The organism is Kocuria aegyptia, assembly GCF_039530085.1.
Lineage (GTDB): Bacteria > Actinomycetota > Actinomycetes > Actinomycetales > Micrococcaceae > Kocuria > Kocuria aegyptia.
In genome coordinates, this window is sequence record NZ_BAAAOA010000014.1 from 181,385 (window position 1) to 200,000 (window position 18,616).

Genomic DNA, 18,616 nt, shown 5'->3' on the forward strand with positions numbered 1-18,616 from the left:
CGTTTTGTACGCCGTTTCCCCAGGCATCGATTTCCCACCACCCGATGTCCCCACCCCACCGCGGAGGCTCCCATGACCGTCGTCGTTGCCCGAACCAGCACCCCCGAGGGCGAGGCCGCGCTCGCGGCCGCGGTCGAGGAGGCCGGACGCCGCCAGGAGGACCTGCTGGTCTTCAACCTCGGGGGCGCCCAGCTCGACCCGGAGGAGGGCCTGCTGAACGGCGTGCCCGTCAGCTTCCGCACCCCCGACTCCCGCAACCGGGACGCCGTGGGCGAGCTCCTCGACGCCGCGGAGCAGGTGAACGCCTCCGCCGTGGTGATCGGCGTGAAGCACCGCAGCCCCGTGGGCAAGCTCCTGCTCGGCAGCGCCGCCCAGCAGATCCTGCTCGAGGCCAACGCCCCGGTGATCGCGGTCAAGCCCCGGCGCTCCTGAGGCGTGGCCCCGACGCCTCCGGGGGCCCGGTCCGGGGCGTGGCTGTGGTTCCTCGTGGCCGGGGCCCTGCTCACGCAGACCGCCCTGAACCTGGTGCGCCCGGTCACCACCTACAAGCTGCTGTCCCTGGACGCGGACTCCGTGACGGTCGGCCTGGTCACGGCCGCCTACGCGGTGCTGCCGCTCGCCACCGCCATGTGGCTGGGACGGATGACGGACCGGGTGCGGGACCTGCGCACGATGGTCGTCGTCGGGGCCCTGGTCCTCGCCCTCGGCGCGGTGGCCCTGGCCCTGGCGCCCAGTGCTGTGCTCGTCGCCGTGGCGAGCGCCCTGCTGGGCATGGGGCACCTGGTGTTCACCATCGCCGGGCAGTCGGCGGTCGCCCGCTTCTCCCCGCCGGACCAGCTGGACAAGGGTTTCGGCTGGTTCACCGCGGCCTTCTCCGCAGGTCAGCTGGTGGGCCCGCTGCTGGTCGGCGTGCTCCTGGGCTCGGGCAGCGACGTCGCCTCGCCCGAACGGATCGCCGACATCACCCTGTCCCTGTGGATCGGGGCCGGGCTCTCGCTGCTCGTGGTGCCCGTCATGCTCCTGCGCCCGCGCGCGGCCGGGCCCGCGGGCGGCGGCGCCCGGAACGACGACGGTGCCGCGGCCTCGGAGCAGGCCGTTCCCGCCACCGGTGAGCTCGAGGCGGTCCAGGCGGCGCCGCGGGCGTCGATGCTGCGGATCCTGAGGGTGCCCGGCGTCCCGTCCCACATGCTGGCGTCCCTGGCCCTGCTGGCGATGCTCGACATCCTCACGGCCTTCCTGCCGCTGGTGGGGGAGCGGGCCGGGGTCTCCCCGGCGTGGATCGGTGTCCTGCTGGCCGTGCGCGGCGGCGCCTCGATCGTCTCCCGCGTCCTGCTGCCGTGGCTGGCCCACCGGTTGTCCCGGCGGGCCCTGCTGCTGGTCAGCCTCTACGGCGCCGGGTGCACGCTGGCCGTCCCGCCGGCCGTGATCACGATGCCGTGGCTCGCCGCGGCACTCCTGTTCGTGGGCGGCTTCTGCCTGGGCCTGGGGCAGCCGATCACCATGACGCTGGTGTCCACCGCGGTGCCCTCCGCGTGGCGGGGCTCGGCGCTCGCCGTGCGGCTGGTCGGCAACCGGGCAGGTCAGGTCGCGATGCCCCTGCTGGCCGGCCTCGTGGCCGCGCCGCTGGGCCCGGCCGGGGCGATCTGGTTCACGTGCGCGGTGCTGCTGGTCAGCGGGCTGGAGAAGACCTTGCGGCGCTAGCCGGGCGCGCGGGGCCACGTCGACAGGCCCGGCACAGGAGCGCCACAACGGCGGCACAATCCGGCCTGGTCAGCTGGAGGACGAGAAGGACCGGAAGGTCCGGGCCGGCGGGCGGGAGCCCGTCGGCACGTCCGACAGAAGGAACCCGCCGCCATGGTCGACGTCCACCACCCCGCACCCGGTGCCCGGCCAGCAGAGGACGGCCCGGCCCTGCCGGTGGTCCACAGACGCCGGCTGGTGGGGGTCGACGCCGCCCGGGGTCTCGCCCTGGTCGGGATGATGTCCACCCACATCCTCCCCGCCTGGAACCCGGAGACCTACGGGCCCACGCTCCAGTGGGAGCTGTTCGCGGGCCGCGCCGCGGCCCTGTTCGCGCTGCTCGCCGGGGTGGGCCTGGCCTTCTCCACCGGCGGGCGCACCCCCCACCGGGGCCGGACGATGACCGCCGACCGGGTCGGTCTGCTCGTCCGGGCCGTGCTGATCACCGTGGTGGGGCTGCTGATCAACCAGGTCATGCCGGGGGACCCGCCCGCGTACGACATCCTCGTCCACTACGGCATGTTCTTCCTGCTGGCGATCCCTTTCCTGCACCTGCCGGTGCGGGCGCTGTTCGGTCTCGCCGCCGCGGCAGCCGTCGTGGGGCCCGTGCTGATGCAGGCCCTCCGGAGGGTGCTGCCCGCGCCGGAGGTGTACAACCCGACCTTCGCCGACGTGCTCGCCGAGCCCGGGACCGTCCTGGCGCAGGTGCTGTTCACCGGCACCTACCCGGCGGCCCCGTACCTGGCCTACCTGCTCGCCGGGGTGGCCCTCGGCCGGCTGAACCTGCGATCCGCACGGGTCCAGGGCCGGCTGCTGTGGGCGGGGCTCGCCCTGGCCGTGGGCGCGTGGCTGGTCTACTGGGTGCTGGTCCTCCGTTCCGGGGGCTACGACCAGCTCCTGAGCTCCACCCCGTGGCTGAGCGAGGACCAGATCGACGAGATCATCGTCTGGGGCCCGGACCCGGTGCTGCCCGACTCCTCGTGGTGGTGGCTGCTGGTCCCCGGCCCGCACACCAACACCCCGGTGGCGATCCTGCAGGACCTCGGCTCCGGCGCCGCCGTCCTGGGCCTGTTCCTCCTGCTGGCGCGCCGGATCGGTGCCTGGCTGCTGCCGCTGAGCGCGATGGGGTCGATGACCCTCACGCTGTACTCGGGGCACCTGCTGGCCCTGACCGCCATGCTCCACTACGAGGTGCCGCTCCTGTGGTTCGCCATCCACGTGGTGGTTGCGGCGCTGTTCGCGGTGGCCTGGCACCGCTCCTTCGGGCGGGGACCGCTGGAGCGGGTCGTGGCCCAGGCCGCGGACGCCGGGCGCCGACTGGTCCCGGGCGCCGGCGGACACGCCGGGGCGAGCCGGTGACGTCGTCGTCCGGCGGACGGAGCGCCTCGACCGCCGTCCCGGCGGCGGCCCGCCCCGGGAGCTCCCCACGGATCCGTCGCGCAGCGAGGCCTCACCGCCGGCGGCCCGCACCGACTTCGCGCCCCGCCGGACCACGGGACCACGAGCTGGCACGGTCCGGCCTCATGGCTCGGACCGAGCGGGCCCACGGGATCAAGCTCCGCCCGGAACCCGCGAACGGGACGGGGGGAAAGGTGCACCACGGTCATGACGAGCCGCCCCTTGTCACTGCCGGACCAGGCTCCTAGCGTGGGAAGCGCCGGGGAACACCGGCACGTCAGAAGTGATCGCAGCATCCCGACTCGACAGGGAAGGCAAGACACCATGGCCAACGAACCGCAGAGTCCCGTGAAGGACCCCAACTACGACCTCATCTGGGCCCTCGAGGCCTCGCTCCACAACGTGTGGAAGTTGGAGACCTACATCCAGGACGCCGAGAAGGCCGGTGACAACGAGCTGGCCGAGTGGTTCCGCAAGATCCAGGAGAACAACCGCAAGGCCGGCGAGCAGGGCAAGAAGATGCTCGCTCAGCGCCTGCAGCAAGAGACCGGCTGACGGCCTCGAGATCCCTCGCTCGGCGGCTCCGTCATCGGCCACGCCGACGCGGAGCCGCCGACGCCGGAGGCTCCCGCGCCCTGGACGTCCCGGCGCTCCTCAGCGGCCCGGGCGTCCCGACGACCCCGCCCAGGCCGTGGTCGTCCGGGATGCGGCTCCACCCGTGGAACGGCCTCCTCGGCGGTGCCCGCGGGCTCAGGCGTCGAGGGTCTGTGGTACGGGCCGGGTCCTGCGCCCCAGTTCCACGGTGCGCTGCACGGACCACCACAGCAGGACGACGAGCATCACGTTGCGCGTGGTCAGCACGGCTGCCATCACCGGGTGGGCGTGGATGAGCGGGGTGTAGAACAGCGGATAGATCACGAACGTGGCGACCGCGATGCCCATCAGCAGCGCCGCCGGCGTCCGCCAGCGCCGCCGGTCGTGCACCAGGCCGGCCACCACCACCGGGGCGAGCCAGATCATGAACTGCGGGGAGCCCACCTTGTTGAACACGATGAAGACCGTGGTCATCATCAGCGCCCCCTCGTAGAAGAGCTCCTCCCGCTCGGCCCCGCGCTGCAGCGCACGGACCAGCAGCACCGCCCCCGCGAGGACGGCGAGCACGAGCAGCGGCTGCATCAGGAACGCGACGATCTCGGCACCGGGGCCGTAGACCTCCGTGGAGTTGATGGCCACGTTGTCGGCCATCCGGGCCCCGGCCACGTCCAGGACGCTCAACCACACCCACGGGGTGGAGAACGTGGCCTCCAGCTGCATGCCGCGCTCCCCCTGGTTGACGAGGAAGTCCGCGATGTGCCGGAGGCCGCCCGAGAGGTACGTGCCCAGCATCACCGCGGCCGTGACCCCCACCCCGGCGGCCACCACCTGGACGCGCTGCCGGCAGGCGATGAACAGGGCCAGCAGGACGGCGGCCGGCCACACCTTGATCCACGTGGCGATGCTCAGCAGCACGGAGCCGAGCACCGGACGGCGGGCCGCGCAGAGCAGGCCGACGAGCACGATCGGAGCCGCGATGCCCTCCACCCGGGCGAAACCGAGGTAGCCCAGGAAGACGGTAAAGAAGAGCCACCACCAGGCCGGGGCGATGCCCCGGCGGCCCCACGGGCCGCGGGTGAGGCAGACCAGCCCGGCCGCGTTGAGCGCGGCGATGATCAAGGTCCACACCAGCAGGTAGGGGCCGGGGCCGGCGATCCCGGCCAGGTGGATCGGGACCTGCGCCAGCACCGGGTACACCCACGGGCTGATCCCGTCCCCGCGGTCATCCGGGTCGTATCCGGCCATGGCCCAGGCGCGGTACTGCTCGGTGTCGCTGAAGGCGTCGCCGTGGATGACGAAGGACATCATCCAGCCCAGGAAGTAGAGGTGGACGACGGCGAAACCCCACCACACGCTGGACGGCCGGGCGAACCAGGCGACGGCGCGGGCGGGCAGCACGGCGTCGCGGACGCCGGTCAGCCGGTCGAAGAAGGCGGCCGAGATCTCAGGCCTCCTTCGTGGCGAGCGCGGCAGCAGGGCGCGGGCTGCCCAGCTGGTACAGGCGGCGCGCCGACCATCCCAGCAGCACCACGAGCAGGACGTTGCGCAGCGTCAGCACCAGGGCCATCACCGGGTCGTTGTGGCTCAGCTCCCAGTAGAACATCGGGTAGACGAGGAACGTGGCCACGGCGATGGCCATCAGCATGACCGCCGGCACCCGCCACGCCTTCCAGTGGTGGGTCAGCCCCACGGCCACGGCCGGGGCCAGCCACACCATGAACTGCGGGGAGCCGACCTTGTTGAACACGATGAACGCCGCGACCATGGTCAGCGATCCGGCCAGCAGCAGCTCGGTGCGGTCGGTGTCGCCGGAGCGCTCGCCGTTGCGGAGCGCCCGGGCGATCAGGACGGTCACCACGGCGGCGGCCAGCAGCAGCAGCGGCTGCATCAGCACGGCCATCGTCGCGGTGCCGGGGCCGTCGACCTGCATGGAGTTGATCTCCGTGTTCATGTACATCTGGGATCCCCCCACTCCCAGCACGGACTGCCACAGCCACGGGGTGGTGAACGTGGCCTCCAGCTGCATGCCCCGGTCCCCCTGCTGGGTGAGGAAGTCGAAGAGCCTCGGCAGCGCTCCCATGGCGGCGGCGACACCGGCCGCCGCCGCGCTGACGAGCAGACCTGCGACGACGACCGCCACCCGCCGGCGCGCCACGGTGACGAGGGCGAGCACGACGGCCGCCGGCCAGACCTTCATCCAGGTGGCGACGCTGAGCAGGACCGAGGCGGCGACCGGGTGGGCCACACCGTGGACCAGGGCGATGAGCACCAGGGGCGCCGTGAGCCCGTCGACGCGGGCGAAGCCCAGCCACCCCATCAGGAACACGAAGCCCAGCCACCACCACGCGGCCGGGAATGCGGTCCGGTCGCGTCCCCAGTTCGTCAGCTTCCCCACGGCCCAGCCGTTGAGCACGGTGATCATGAGGACCCACAGGAAGAAGAACGGTCCGGGGCCGGCCGCACCGGCCATCGCGATGGGCACCAGCGCCAGCACCGGATAGACCCATGGACTGGGTTCCGGGCCCAGGTTCTGCTCGTCGAAGCCGGCCAGGGCCCACTCACGGTAGATGTAGGTGTCGCTGAAGGCGGCACCGGACAGGGACAGCCCCAGGGCGAAGCCCAGGAACACCAGGTGCACCGCGATGAAGCCGATGAGCAGTCCGCGCGGGGATCCGGACCAGGCCGGCCCGCGCTGGGGTGCGCGCCCGTTCCGGAACCGGGTGAGCATGCTGAAGGTCGTGTCCGTGGACATGGGCAATCCTCGTCAAGGGGGTGGAGTCGCAGGGCCGCAGGTCCACTGCACCACCATGCTACGTGTCCGGGAACGGTCCGCACGGATGCGCGCGTCATGATCAGCCCCCGCGTCCGCCCCCGGATCCGGCTCAGGACGCCGCCGACACCCCGCGACGCCGAGGCGCCGAGGCGCCGAGGTGGCATCATAGCTGGGAACACGCTCCTGGCGAGCGTTCCGCACACCTGTCCGCCCAGCAGTGACACACGTAGGGGATCAGCGCACGTCATGACGGCAGGGGGTTCGCATCCGGAGGCACCGCAGGACCGCGGGGACCGGGCCGCCGCCACCGTTCCCCTCCGCCCGGACACGCAGGCCCCCCACCTGCACCCTCGAGCGCACGTCGCCGTCCTGCAGGGCTTCATCGGCTCCTTGATGATGTTCGTCGGATCGGTCGGCGCGGGGTGGATCGCCAACGGCTCGCCCATGGTCCGCCATCCGCTGGTCATCGCGCTGCGGGTCGAGGGGTGGGGCGTCTACACCTCCACCGTGCTGCTGACCGTGGGCGCCATGCTGCTGGTGCGCTCCTGGCTCCGGCTCGGGCAGAGGCTCCAGGGCTGGCCGGCGGGCGCCCAGCGCTCCGTGGTGCTGGCCGTGGCCGCCTGGTCCCTGCCCCTGCTGTTCGCCGTGCCGATCTACTCCCGGGACGTGTACGCCTACATCGGGCAGGGGCGTCTGATGCTGGCCGAGCAGAACCCGTACACGACCGGCATCTCCGTCCTGGAGAACTGGTTCATGCTGGGGGCGGACCCCGCCTGGGCCGAGGCCCGGACGCCGTACGGGCCGTACTTCCTGTGGCTGGCGCGCGCGGTCGTGGATCTCACGGGCGCGCAACCGGATCTCTCCGTCCTGCTGTTCCGCATCCTGGCCTGCGCCGGTGTCCTCCTCTGCGTCGTGTACGTGTCCAAGCTCGCGCGGCTGCACGGGATCGACCCGGCCCGGGCGCTGTGGATCGCGGTGGCCAATCCGCTGTTCCTCATCAGTTTCGTGGCCAGTGCGCACAACGACGCACTGATGCTCGGGCTGGCCGTGGCGGGAACGTACTTCGCGGCCACGGGCCGCCCGGTCACCGGTGTCCTGCTGGTGACCGCGTCCATCGGCATCAAGCCGATCACCATCCTCCTGCTGCCCTTCATCGGGCTCCTGTGGGCGGGGCCGAAAGCGTCCTGGGGGCGGAAGTTCGCCCTCTGGGCGGCCACGGCGGTGATCAGCTTCGGAGTGCTGCTGCTCAGCGGCCTTCCCTATCAGCTGGGCCTCGGGTGGGTGTGGGCGATCGTGGACCCCACCCCGGGATTCACCGGGTACTCGCCCTCCGGGTTCCTGGGCCAGCAGGTCCAGCACCTCGCGGACGCGGTCGGTCTGCCGGGTGCGTCGATGGCGTCGGTGCTGCGTGACGTCCTGCAGTACGCCGCCATCGGCCTGGTCCTGCTGCTGATGTTCCGCGGCGACGACCACCGGGTGGTCCGCAGGCTCGGCCTGGCCTTCGCCGCCGTGGTACTGCTCTCCCCGATCATCCAGCCCTGGTACATCCTCTGGTTCCTGCCCTTCCTCGCCGTGACCGGGATCAAGGACAACTGGCAGATCCGCTGCCTGTACATCGTGATCACCTTCTTCGTGATCTTCGGCGCCCAGGACCAGCTGTCCGTGTGGCCCTTCATCGAGCTGGCCGTCGACGCGTCGACGATCGCCTTCGTGACCGCCCTGCTGTTCACCGGCTACCTGATGCTCCTGGATCCCCACACCCGCCATCTGCTCGTGCACGGCGGCCCGACGGGCTGGCTCGGCCGCCGACGCCGCCGCCGCTGAGGCCCGCGGACAGGACGGTCCCGCGCCGTGGACCAGCGCAGCGCGGAGCACGTGCCGCCCACCCCACGGATGCGTGGGCGGATCGGCCGAGGAGAGGTCCCTGCGGTGGAGCCGGCGCCTACTCCACCACGGTGACCGTCGCGTCCGTGAGATAGGGCTCGGACTCGCGGTTGACGAGATAGTTGGCGGTCTCCTCGTCGGTGAGCCGCAGCAGCCGCTCACGGTCGCCCGGCTCGCTGAACAGGTCGCCCGCCTCGACGGTGCCGGTGGCCTCGACCTCGTCGCCGGGGCTCAGGCCCTCGGGCATCTCCGCCACGAAGACCACGGTCTGCTCGGCGCCCATGGTCAGGAACTCCTCGCCGAAGATCTCCTCCACCTCGTTGGTCAGGGTGATCTCCTCCCCGACCAGCTCCTCGGTGGAGACCTCCGACTGGTCCAGCTGGGTCAGCCGGGTCTCGTCCTGGCAACCGGTCAGGGCCAGTGCCGCGGCCAGACCGGCCGCGGCGAGGATCGGTGTGCGGTGGTGGGTCATGAGCGTGCTCCTCACTTCTCCGGTGACGCCGGTCCGAGGCTGCGTGTCGTCGACCTGCGTCGTCACACTCTAGCCCTCGCCGCAGGGGCCGGTCAGGCGATCCCCGGCGGGAGCCGGACGGTGAACAGCGTGCGGCCCGGACGGGACTCCACGTCCACCGTGCCGCCGTGCGCCTGCACCACCGAGCGGACGATCGACAGGCCCAGCCCGGTGCTGCCCTCCCGGGTCTGCCGGGAGGTGTCCAGGCGGCTGAAGCGCTCGAAGAGCCTGGCCTGGAACTCCTGCGGGATGCCCGGGCCCGCGTCCAGCACGGAGGCCTCCGCCCAGCCGTCCCGGGTGACCCGCACGGCGGCGGTCACCGCGGTACCGGGCGGGGTGTGCTTGCGGGCGTTGGAGAGCAGATTGGCCAGCACCTGGTGGAGCTGCCTGACGTCGGCGCGCACGGGAACCGGATCCTCCGGCACGTCCAGGGCCCAGTCGTGGTCGGGGCCGGCGGCCGAGGCGTCGGTGAGGGCCTCGAGCACGAGCTCGCCGAGGTCCGCGTCCCGCAGCTCCGGGGGGCGGCCCTCGTCCAGCCGGGCCAGCAGCAGCAGGTCCTCGACGAGGGCGGTCATCCGCAGCGTCTGCTGCTCGACCCGGGCCAGGGAGACCCGGCCGGTGCCGGTCAGGGGCTCGGTGAGCTGCAGCATGTCCGTGTAGCCGCGCACGGCCGCCAGGGGAGTGCGCAGCTCGTGGGAGGCGTCGGCCACGAACTCGCGCAGCCGGGTCTCGGAGTGCTGGCGCGCGGCCAGGGCCGAGTCGACGTTGTCGAGCAGGGAGTTCAGGGCGTGGCCGACCTCCCCGACCTCGGTGCCGGGCCGGGCGAGCTCGGCGGGCACGTGCTGGTCGGCCAGGGAGACCTCCCCGGAGGCCAGCGGCAGACGGGCGACGTCGGCGGCCACGGCCGAGACCTGTTCCAGCGGCCGCAGGGCACGGCGCACGACGACGGTCCCGACCACCGCCGTGATCACCAGCGCGAGCAGGCTGCCCACGGTCATGGTGGTCACGAGCTCCGCCACGGTGTCGTCGACCGACTCCGTGGGCAGCCCGGTCACCAGCACCTGGCTGCCGCTGCGCGCGCTGCGGGCGACCGACTCGACCCGGTACTCGCCCACGGACAGGACCACGTCGGAGAGCCGCCCCTGCTCCGTGCCCGTGGAGCGTCGGCGGTCCCCGAAGCCGCGCTCGTCCGGGCTCTCGGCGGCGAAGGCGCCCGCCGCCCGCAGGGCGGCGACGTCCTCCTCGGGCAGCGGCGCGGGCTCCCCGGAGCCGGTGCGGTAGGACGCGGTGACCACCTCCTCCTCCTGCAGCACGGCCACCAGGACGCCCACCGGCTGGCCGGGGGCGTCGAGAGGGTCCCGCTCCAGGGCCGGGTCCCCCCGGGTGAAGGTCAGTGCCCGCCCGGTGGCCTGGCGCAGCGATCCGTCGAGCCGGTCGCAGAGGTCCTGGCGGGTGAGCTCCACGATCGTGGCTCCCAGCACGAGCAGGACCACCGCCAGGAGGACGAGGACTCCTGCGATGAGCCGGGTGGCCAGACGCAGGCGCGGCCGGGACGGCGGTGGGGTCCGGGGGCCCTGCGGCATCAGGACGCGGGTTTGATGACGTACCCGGCCCCGCGCACGGTGTGGATCATGGGGGCGCGGCCGGCGTCGATCCGCTTGCGGAGGTAGGAGATGTAGAGCTCCACGATGTTGGCCTGACCCGAGAAGTCGTAGTGCCACACGTTGTCCAGGATCTGGGCCTTGGACAGCACCCGGCGCGGGTTCTCCATCAGGTAGCGCAGCAGCTCGAACTGGGTGGTGGTCAGCTCGATCGGCTCCCCGGCCCGGGTGACCTCGCGGCTGTCGATGTTGAGCACCAGGTCCCCGACCACCAGGGTGGTGCTGTCCTGTGCGGCGGCCCCGGAGCGCTGGACCAGCCGGTGCAGCCGGATGAGCACCTCCTCGATCGAGAAGGGCTTGGTCACGTAGTCGTCCCCGCCCGAGGCCAGACCCTCGATCCGGTCGGCCACGGTGTCCTTGGCCGTGAGGAACAGCACCGGCACCTCGGGATAGGACTGGCGGATCCGGGACAGGACCTCCAGGCCGTCCAGGCCGGGCAGCATCCGGTCCAGCACCAGCACGTCCGGGGCGAACTCGCGGGCCTGGGCGACGGCGTCGAAGCCCTCGTGGGAGATCCGGGCGTCCCACCCGCACATGCCCACGCCCATGGCCACGAGGTCGGCCAGGGCCGGCTCGTCGTCCACGACCAGCACCCGGATCGGCGAGCCGTCCGGGTGGGTGAGGCGAGGCAGGACCTCGGTGAGGACGGAGAAGCTGGAGGAGTAGGACATGGGAACTCCCGGTGCCGGGCGGATGTGACAGTGCCACTGTTGCCCAACAGATTAGGCGCACCTCCTGTGGAAGCTGTGCGCAGGCTGTGCCGTGGGGCGGGGGCTCTCAGGCGGACCGGGGTTGTCGGCACAGCTCCGGCAGAGACTTCGGACGGACAGTGGGACCACTCGAAGCAGCCATCCACCCGACACCCAGGAGCGGACATGCGCACCATCACCATCACCGACGCCGTCGAGGCCGCCGCCCGCGCCCAGTACGAGCGGGCCGCCCACCCCTGGGCGCCCCGGTGGGAGGACTGCGCCGAGTCCGACCGCGCCGTCTACCGCCACGCGGTGCGGCCCCACGTCGAAGCAGCCGCCCCCTTCATCGCCGCCCGGGCCCTGCAGGACGCCGCCACCGCCTTCGCCACCACCCGCCCGTCCGAGGCCGCCCGGCGCAGCCTCGAGTACCCGGTGGTGGAGCTGCAGGCCATGGCCTACCGGCACACGGCGGCCCAGCGCCCCGTCGCGGTCCCGTCGCCGGCCACGGCCACCGTTCCCGCAGCCGCAGCCGCAGCCGCAGTCGCGACCGTACCGCGCCGGGTGCGCGCCGTCCTCAGCGCCCTTCGCCCGTCGGGGCGCCCCGAGGCCGTGTAGGCGCCGGAAGGAGCCGCAGCCGGTCGGCTCCCGGCCGGAACACGGATCCTGCGTCACAGCGGAAGCACAGCATTCCGAAAAGCTCACCACATGCGCGAGCGCAAAAGTGGCGTCAACACCGGTTCTCCGGACCGGTCCGGCGGGCAGGGGGCCCGCCGTCGCGTCGCGCTGAGGGGGCCGCCGTCATGACCGAATCCCAGGGCCGCCCGCCGAGGACCGTGCCGTGGGCGCCCATCGCGGCGCAGCGGCTGGGGGCTTCTCGCGCGGACGGGATCCCGGCCGCCGGCTCGACCGTGGACCCGGCTGCGGACTCGTCCGCCGCCTCGTCCGCCGCCTCGGCCGCCGGGTCGTCTGCCGGGCCGGCTGACGGCGCGGCCACCGCCTCGGCCGCCGGGTCACCTGCCGGCTCGGCTGTCCGCTCGGCGGCGGATTCGACCACGGGACCGGCCACCCCGGCCGCCGCGCCGGACAAGCGCCGCCTCGTCGGGGTGGACGCCGCCCGCGGCCTGGCCCTGATCGGGATGGTCGCGATCCACATCCTGCCCGCGTGGGACCCGGGGACCTTCGAGCCCACGGCGCAGTGGACCCTTTTCGCCGGCCGTTCCGCCGCGCTGTTCGCGCTCCTCGCCGGCGTGGGCCTGGCCTTCAGCACCGGTGGCCGGGCACCGCACACCGGCCGGGCGATGACCGCCGACCGGGCGGGCGTGGCCGTCCGCGCGCTGCTGATCGCGGGCCTGGGGCTGGCGATCAACCACGTGCTGCCCGGCGAGACCATCGACGACGTCCCGGCCGTCAACATCCTCGTCTACTACGGGGCCTTCTTCCTGCTGGCGATCCCGTTCCTGCGCCTGTCCGCGCGGGTCCTGTTCGCCTGGGCGGGGTGCTTCGCCCTGGCCGGTCCCGTGCTCGTGCACGTGCTGCGGGACGTCCTGCCGGCCGTCGAGCGCTACAACCCGGACTACCTCGATCTCTTCGGGGACCCCGGAGCCACCGCGGCCCGGCTGCTGCTGACCGGGACCTTTCCCGCGCTGCCGTACCTGGCGTACCTGCTGACCGGCCTGGCCATCGGCCGGCTCGACCTGGCCGGGATCCGGGTCCAGGCGGGGCTGGTGCTGGTCGGGGTGCTGCTCGCTGTCGGGGCCTGGCTGACCTCGTGGATGCTCGTCGAGCGGGCCGGCGGTTTCGACCAGCTCGTGTCCCGCACGCCCGGCCTGGACGAGGAGCTCGTCACCGACATCATCGTGTTCGGCCCCGACCCGACGCTGCCGACGACCACGTGGTGGTGGCTTGCGGTCGGCGGACCGTACACCAACACCCCGCCGGCCCTGCTGCTGGGCCTGGGCTCGGCGATGGCAGCGCTGGGCCTGTTCCTCCTGCTGGCCCGCCGCTCCGGGGCCTGGCTGCTGCCGTTGAGCGCAATGGGCGCGATGACCCTCACCGTGTACTCCGTGCACCTGCTGGCCCTGGCCACCGAGGTGCACTACGACCAGCCGCTGTGGTTCTTGGTCCACGTGGCCGTGGCCATGGCCTTCGCCCTGCTCTGGCGCCGGGCCGTGGGGCAGGGCCCCCTCGAGCGGTTGGTCGCCGCCCTGGTGCGGGCCACCCGCCGGAGGGTGCTGTCCCGGGAGCACCGCCCGGGCTGAGGAAGGCGGGCCGAGGCACGGCCGGCAGGGCGACGAGGATCGCCGGCGGGCAGGTCTACCGGGTCTCGACCGCGGCGGTCCGGCGCCGCTGCGCCGCGTAGCCCAGGACGAGCAGGCCGGCCACGGCCAGGCCCACCCCCACCCAGGCGGGGGAGCGGTAGCCCCAGCCGGCCGAGATGACGATCCCGCCGAGGAAGGCGCCCACGGCGTTGGCCAGGTTGAACGCCGCGTGGTTCATGGCGGCGGTCAGGGACGGGGCGTCCTTGGCCTCGCGCAGCAGGCGTACCTGGAGCGAGGTCGTGAAGATCGAGCCCATGATGCCGATCCACAGCGCCCCCAGGACGGCCGCGACCGGCAAGTGGACGAACAGCGCGAAGAACGCCAGGGCCACCCCGGACACCGCGCCGGCGCCGAGGGCGGTGCGCTCGATCGAGCGGTCGATGAGCGGGCCGGCCAGCAGCGAGCCCACGGTCATGCCCACGCCGAACACGGCGAGCACCCACGGCACGGTGCCGATGTCGAGGCCGGTGAGCTCGGTGAGGGTCGGAGAGATGTAGGTGTAGACCGCGAACATGCCGCCGAAGCCGATCGCCCCGGCCAGCAGGGTCAGGGCCACCTGGGGGCGGGCCAGGGCGCGGACCTCCTGGGCCGCGGAGGCCATGCCCTCGTTGCGCGTGCGGGGCACCCACAGGGCGAGGGCCCCGATGGTCAGGACGCCCAGGAGCACCACGAGGAGATAGGCGGAGCGCCAGCCGAGGGCCCCGCCCAGGGCCGCGGCGAACGGCACGCCCACGATGTTGGCGATGGTGAGCCCCAGCATCACCCGGGCCACCGCGGTGCCGCGCCGCTCACGGGCCACCAGGGAGGAGGCCACCACCGCGGCGACCCCGAAGTAGGCGCCGTGGGGCAGCCCGGCGAGGAATCGGGCGACGTAGAGCCACTCGAGGGAGGGCGCGGCGGCCGAGAGCCCGTTGCCCACCACGAACGTGAGCATCAGCGCCAGCAGCAGCGTCTTGCGCTCCATCCGGGCGGCGAGGGACGTGATGAGCGGTGCGCCGACCACCACGCCCAGGGCGTAGAGGGAGATGGACTGGCCGACGGCGGGGATCGAGGCGTCGAAGCCCTCGGCGATGAACGGCAGCAGGCCCATCGAGGCGAACTCGGTGGTGCCCACCCCGAAGCCGCCCATGGCCAGGGCGAAGATGGCGAGGCGGGTGCCGGCGGGGCCAGGGGCATTGACCACCTGGAGCAGGGCGGTGCGGGGTGCGGACACGGCGGATCCTTCCGAGGAGGGCACAGGGACGGGGAACGAGCACGTCGTCGAGCCCGAGCGAAAGGGGAGGGTGTCTTTCGATGCTACGCGCGATCACCCCGGCCTCCCATGCCTGTCGGTGTGATCTTCGTCAGTCCGGGCAGCGCCGGCGAGCGCTCGAGGGTGCCCCGTGGCCGCCGGGCGTCGTGGGTGCCTCCGGCTGCCTCTGCCGGGGACGACGCCACCGTGACCTGCCCTGCACGGGGGCGATTTCGTCGCAATTGTCATTTGTGGGGCTTGCCCGCCCGTCCGTGGCATGCTTCGTCTCGTTATGAGGAACGTCATGCTCCGGAAACACGACGTGCCCGATGCAGTAACACGCACTTCCTACAGTCGGAGCAGAACCGCTCGCCCCGCCCCCAAGGAGCAGCCCATGACCGAGCACGCCGGACCAGGATCCGCGCCCGTGGTGCCGCACGCCCGGCGGCCGGTCCTCCGGGTGGTCGGCGGCACCGCCGTGGCGCCCACCCGCACCGAACCCGCGTCCACCGAGATCGACCCGGACGCCGCCGCGCGGGCCCGTGCCGCGGCCGCACGGGCCGCCCACCCCTCGTCAGGTGTGGGGGTGCCGGGCTTCCGGCGCCCGCAACCGGCCGCGGTCCCCGGGCAGGACGACCGGCCGGCGTCCCGGGGCGAGCCCGCCGCACTCCCGGGAGAGCAGCCGGTGGAGCAGCGGACCGCACAGCAGCCCGCCGCCCCCGTGCCCGCCCTCGAGGGGCTCGGCCCGCACGTGGTCACGGGACCGGTCCTCCTGCCGGCCGCCCGGTCCGGTGACGCGCTCAAGGTCGAGGTGCTCCACGTGGTGGACCCCGATGCGTCCGACGGTCCCCTCGAAACCGGGTGCACCGCCTACCTGCCGGTCCGCGCGGACGGGGCCGTCTTCTGCCCCCGGGAGCTCCACCAGGCCCTGGGGGCTGCCGGGCAGCCGCTGCTCGGCACCTTCCGGGTGACCGTGTGCCGGACCGGCGCGCAGGACGTGCCCACCGTGGCGCACCGGCAACCGTTCGCCGAGACCGACGAGCACTGGATCGTCGTCGGGCGTTCGGGGGCCGAGGACGTCGACGAGCGGACGTTCTGCCTCACCGCCGCCATGCAGCAGGCCGTGCACGCCGGGGTGGACTTCCTGGCCCGGGACCGCGGCATGGACCGGCCCATCGCCCACGCCTATCTCTCGAGCGCCGCGGAGTTCGCCGTCACGAGACTGGAGGACAGCTCCGCGGGCGCCTTCGGCCGGATCCGCAAGGCCGACTTCCGCTGAGCGTCCCCCGCGCAGGGGGACGCTCACGTCGCACCGCGATCGATGTGCATTCGTAACCGTCATATTTCGCATGCAATACGACGGACCGACCGGTAAGCCCTACTGTGGGTGACGCAGGTCACGCGGGCGTCCGTGCGCGGTCCCGACAACGAGGTCGGGCTGTCGCCGCCGGAGCACCACGGCCGGGGCGCCCGGTGACCTGTCCAATCCTCCGCCGCGGACCGCGCCGTCTCCCAGGGGGTGGACCGCGCCGTGGAGGTGCACCGGCTGATCCGCCAGGCGGACATCGGCCGCTCCCGCCGGGATCAGTCCCGGCGGTCGGCGTAACGATCGGCGTAGCGGTCCCGCACCCGCCGGTACAGGGTGAACGTGCCGAGATAGGCGAGGGCCGCGAGCACCACCACGGGCAACCACTCCTGGGCGTCCACGGACGTCAGCAGCACGCCGGCCGAGGTCAGCACCAGGGCCAGCACGAGCAGGCTCGCGACGATCGACTTCACGGGCGTCCTTCCGGGGCGCGGGGTGTTCCGGGGCCACTCCAGCGTAGCGGCCCGGCAGCAGAAGCCGGTGGCAGCGGCCCGGTGGCAACGGCCCGGAGAAGGTGGCCCGGAGAAGGTGATCCGAAGGAAGTGGCCCGGCGGGGGCGGTGTGGCCGGGGGGACTCGGCGGAAGGAGCTCGGGACTCAGCTGGCTGCGGCGTACGCGGATCCCGGCTGGTCCGCGGGGGACTCCGCGGGGGCCCCGTCCGAGCGCAGCAGGTCCTCCACGTCCGCCTCGTCGAGGGCGGCCTCGCGGGCCAGGAGGGTGATCGGCACGTCGTGGCGCACGGCCAGGCGGAGCTCCTCGCGCAGGGTCTCGACGGCCTGGTCCAGCCGCCAGCGCTCGGCCTCGAGGCCGGCCTCGTAGGCGCAGAGGCGCCGGGCCTGCTCCTCGGCGTCCGGGGAGGCGAGGGGGGCGGCGTCCGCCAGGGCCTGGTCGAAGGACCACTCCGCGGCCTCGACCTGCCCGGCCGCGGCCAGGACCCGCTGGGTGAAGAACGGGCGGAACAGCATCGTCTCGCCGTCGGGGACGATCGAGGGCACCGTGCCCTCGGGCAGCGGCGTCTCCTGCAGGAAGCCGCAGTCACAGGCGTGCACCCGCCGGCCGTCGACCGCCGCCTGGGCCACCGCGTGGTTGACGCTGTCCTGCACCTCGGTGAAGTCGAGGGTGCGCACCGGCATGGGCCGCCCGCAGTGCACGGGGACTTCCGTGGTGCCGTGGTGATCCACCCGGACCGCCCGGAGGGGGGAGAACTCTGCCGTCTCGGCGGTGGACCCGGGGTGCAGCTGCTGGTTCATCGTGCGACCTTCCTCACGTACCCTGATTCGTTCCTCTGCCACGTCGTGCGCTTCCGCATGAAACCGCACGGTTCCCATCGAACAACAGTGTTACTAGATTGTCTAGTTACCAGCTCTCCTGATTTGTAGAAGGACTACACTGGGCTTATGAGTGCAGACCGCAAGACCTCGTCCGGCTACTGGTATGCCGCCGAGGGCGACCGTCCCCCGGCGGTGCAGGTGCTCGAGGCGCTGCGCGCCTACCGGGCGGCCGAGTCCGCCATGCGCCTGCGGACCCGGGACTCCATGGGCATGGGGGAGAAGGACGTGCTGGCCCTGCGCTATCTGCTGGAGGCGAACCGCGCCGGGACTCCGATGAGCCCGCGGGACCTGGCGAGCAAGCTGGGCATCTCCTCGGCCTCCACCACCACGCTGCTGGACCGGTTGTCCCGCAGCGGCCACGTGGCGCGCCGCCCCCACCCCACGGACCGGCGGGCGCTGGTGATCGTGGCCACCGAGGAGGCCGACTGCGAGGTCCGCTCCACCCTCGGGGCCATGCACGAGCGGATGCTGAGCGCGGCCCGCGGGCTGTCCGCCGAGGAGGCCGCCACCGTGACCGCCTTCCTGCACGCGATGGCCGAGGCGGTCGAGGCCGTCGACGAGACCCAGCTCAAGGAGCAGATCGAGGACTGCCGGCACCCCGGCCACGGAGCCGCCTGAGCCCGGTGCCCGCACCGCCGGGTACCGCACCGGGGGGTCGACGCTCGCGCGGGACCTCCCGGCACCAGGTCTCCGGCACCAGATCCCCGGCACAGGACGCCGGGGCACGAAAGGAGATCCCCATGGGACTCGACGACAAGATCCGCAACGCGACCGACAAGGCGGTCGGCTCGGCCAAGAAGGCGGTCGGTGACGCCACCGACAACCGCGATCTGCAGGCTGAGGGCACGGCGCAGAAGACGGCCGGGACCACCAGGCAGGCCGGTGAGCACCTGAAGGACGCCGCCCGGAACGTCGGCGACGGCTTCAAGAGCTGAGGCGACGAGTGCGCCCCCGGGCCCGGGAGAGGGAGGGGGCGCACCGTTGCGCCGCAGCGCACCGTGCAGGCCGGGATCCGCTGGGGAGCGGGCCACCGACCTGCGGCACCGGTGTGTGAGCCAGCGCCGGACAATAACCTACCAGTCGGTAGACATTGCTGGGAACGACGCCGGGCCCCCCC

Annotated in this window: 18 protein-coding genes; 10 read left to right on the forward strand and 8 right to left on the reverse strand. The window is 72.9% G+C overall.

Features of this window, described 5'->3' with window-relative positions:
• Positions 1–72: 72 nt before the first annotated feature.
• The 4 genes from ABD220_RS06305 (at position 73) to ABD220_RS06320 (ending at position 3,693) form a co-directional block, all read left to right on the forward strand.
• Entirely contained in the window at positions 73–432 is a 360-nt protein-coding gene (locus ABD220_RS06305) for a universal stress protein (protein ID WP_344120811.1), read from the forward strand.
• Positions 433–435: 3 nt separating this feature from the next.
• Positions 436–1,701, forward strand: a complete 1,266-nt coding sequence (locus ABD220_RS06310) for an MFS transporter (protein WP_344120812.1) — start codon at positions 436–438, stop codon at positions 1,699–1,701.
• Between the two features lie 153 nt (positions 1,702–1,854).
• Complete coding sequence (locus ABD220_RS06315) at positions 1,855–3,099, forward strand: heparan-alpha-glucosaminide N-acetyltransferase domain-containing protein (protein WP_344120813.1); 1,245 nt, start codon at positions 1,855–1,857, stop codon at positions 3,097–3,099.
• 363 nt (positions 3,100–3,462) lie between these two features.
• The gene (locus ABD220_RS06320; RefSeq protein ID WP_344120814.1) at positions 3,463–3,693 is read left to right on the forward strand and encodes a hypothetical protein; all 231 of its coding nucleotides are present in this window, start codon (positions 3,463–3,465) and stop codon (positions 3,691–3,693) included.
• Between the two features lie 195 nt (positions 3,694–3,888).
• On the opposite strand, the gene ABD220_RS06325 is transcribed toward ABD220_RS06320, so the two are convergent.
• Entirely contained in the window at positions 3,889–5,130 is a 1,242-nt protein-coding gene (locus ABD220_RS06325; protein ID WP_344120815.1) for a glycosyltransferase 87 family protein, read from the reverse strand.
• Between the two features lie 46 nt (positions 5,131–5,176).
• On the reverse strand, positions 5,177–6,484 hold the full coding sequence (locus ABD220_RS06330) for a glycosyltransferase 87 family protein (RefSeq protein WP_344120816.1): 1,308 nt from the start codon (positions 6,482–6,484) through the stop codon (positions 5,177–5,179).
• Positions 6,485–6,751: 267 nt separating this feature from the next.
• Between ABD220_RS06330 and mptB the strand changes: the two genes are divergently transcribed.
• Entirely contained in the window at positions 6,752–8,329 is a 1,578-nt protein-coding gene (gene mptB / locus ABD220_RS06335) for a polyprenol phosphomannose-dependent alpha 1,6 mannosyltransferase MptB (RefSeq protein WP_344120817.1), read from the forward strand.
• A gap of 118 nt (positions 8,330–8,447) precedes the next feature.
• Here mptB and ABD220_RS06340 read toward each other — a convergent pair whose 3' ends face one another.
• The 3 genes from ABD220_RS06340 to ABD220_RS06350 all read right to left on the reverse strand — a co-directional run bounded on the left by ABD220_RS06340 (position 8,448) and on the right by ABD220_RS06350 (position 11,232).
• The gene (locus ABD220_RS06340; protein WP_344120818.1) at positions 8,448–8,861 is read right to left on the reverse strand and encodes a hypothetical protein; all 414 of its coding nucleotides are present in this window, start codon (positions 8,859–8,861) and stop codon (positions 8,448–8,450) included.
• Positions 8,862–8,953: 92 nt separating this feature from the next.
• Positions 8,954–10,483: a sensor histidine kinase gene (locus tag ABD220_RS06345; RefSeq protein ID WP_344120819.1), complete on the reverse strand. Its 1,530-nt coding sequence runs from the start codon at positions 10,481–10,483 to the stop codon at positions 8,954–8,956.
• Positions 10,483–11,232 (reverse strand): response regulator transcription factor, encoded by a 750-nt coding sequence (locus tag ABD220_RS06350; RefSeq protein ID WP_344120820.1) that lies wholly within the window; start codon positions 11,230–11,232, stop codon positions 10,483–10,485. The genes ABD220_RS06345 and ABD220_RS06350 overlap by 1 nt, the downstream gene beginning before the upstream one ends.
• 204 nt (positions 11,233–11,436) lie before the next feature.
• Here ABD220_RS06350 and ABD220_RS06355 point away from each other — a divergent pair, with 204 nt between their 5' ends.
• A complete protein-coding gene (locus tag ABD220_RS06355) occupies positions 11,437–11,868 on the forward strand; it encodes a hypothetical protein (RefSeq protein ID WP_344120821.1) in 432 nt (143 codons plus the stop codon).
• A 185-nt stretch (positions 11,869–12,053) separates the two neighbouring features.
• Complete coding sequence (locus ABD220_RS06360) at positions 12,054–13,511, forward strand: heparan-alpha-glucosaminide N-acetyltransferase domain-containing protein (RefSeq protein ID WP_344120822.1); 1,458 nt, start codon at positions 12,054–12,056, stop codon at positions 13,509–13,511.
• 55 nt (positions 13,512–13,566) lie between these two features.
• On the opposite strand, the gene ABD220_RS06365 is transcribed toward ABD220_RS06360, so the two are convergent.
• Positions 13,567–14,784, reverse strand: a complete 1,218-nt coding sequence (locus ABD220_RS06365) for an MFS transporter (protein WP_344120823.1) — start codon at positions 14,782–14,784, stop codon at positions 13,567–13,569.
• Between the two features lie 412 nt (positions 14,785–15,196).
• Here ABD220_RS06365 and ABD220_RS06370 point away from each other — a divergent pair, with 412 nt between their 5' ends.
• Positions 15,197–16,081, forward strand: coding sequence for an acetamidase/formamidase family protein (locus tag ABD220_RS06370; protein WP_344120824.1), 885 nt, complete (start codon positions 15,197–15,199; stop codon positions 16,079–16,081).
• 305 nt (positions 16,082–16,386) lie between these two features.
• On the opposite strand, the gene ABD220_RS06375 is transcribed toward ABD220_RS06370, so the two are convergent.
• The gene (locus ABD220_RS06375) at positions 16,387–16,581 is read right to left on the reverse strand and encodes a hypothetical protein (protein ID WP_344120825.1); all 195 of its coding nucleotides are present in this window, start codon (positions 16,579–16,581) and stop codon (positions 16,387–16,389) included.
• Between the two features lie 183 nt (positions 16,582–16,764).
• Positions 16,765–17,418, reverse strand: coding sequence for a PIN domain-containing protein (locus tag ABD220_RS06380; RefSeq protein ID WP_344120826.1), 654 nt, complete (start codon positions 17,416–17,418; stop codon positions 16,765–16,767).
• Between the two features lie 147 nt (positions 17,419–17,565).
• On the opposite strand from ABD220_RS06380, the gene ABD220_RS06385 reads away from it, so the two are divergent.
• Together ABD220_RS06385 and ABD220_RS06390 are read left to right on the forward strand one after the other, a co-directional pair.
• A complete protein-coding gene (locus tag ABD220_RS06385; protein WP_344120827.1) occupies positions 17,566–18,117 on the forward strand; it encodes a MarR family winged helix-turn-helix transcriptional regulator in 552 nt (183 codons plus the stop codon).
• A gap of 122 nt (positions 18,118–18,239) precedes the next feature.
• Positions 18,240–18,434, forward strand: coding sequence for a CsbD family protein (locus ABD220_RS06390; protein ID WP_344120828.1), 195 nt, complete (start codon positions 18,240–18,242; stop codon positions 18,432–18,434).
• Positions 18,435–18,616 lie beyond the last annotated feature (182 nt).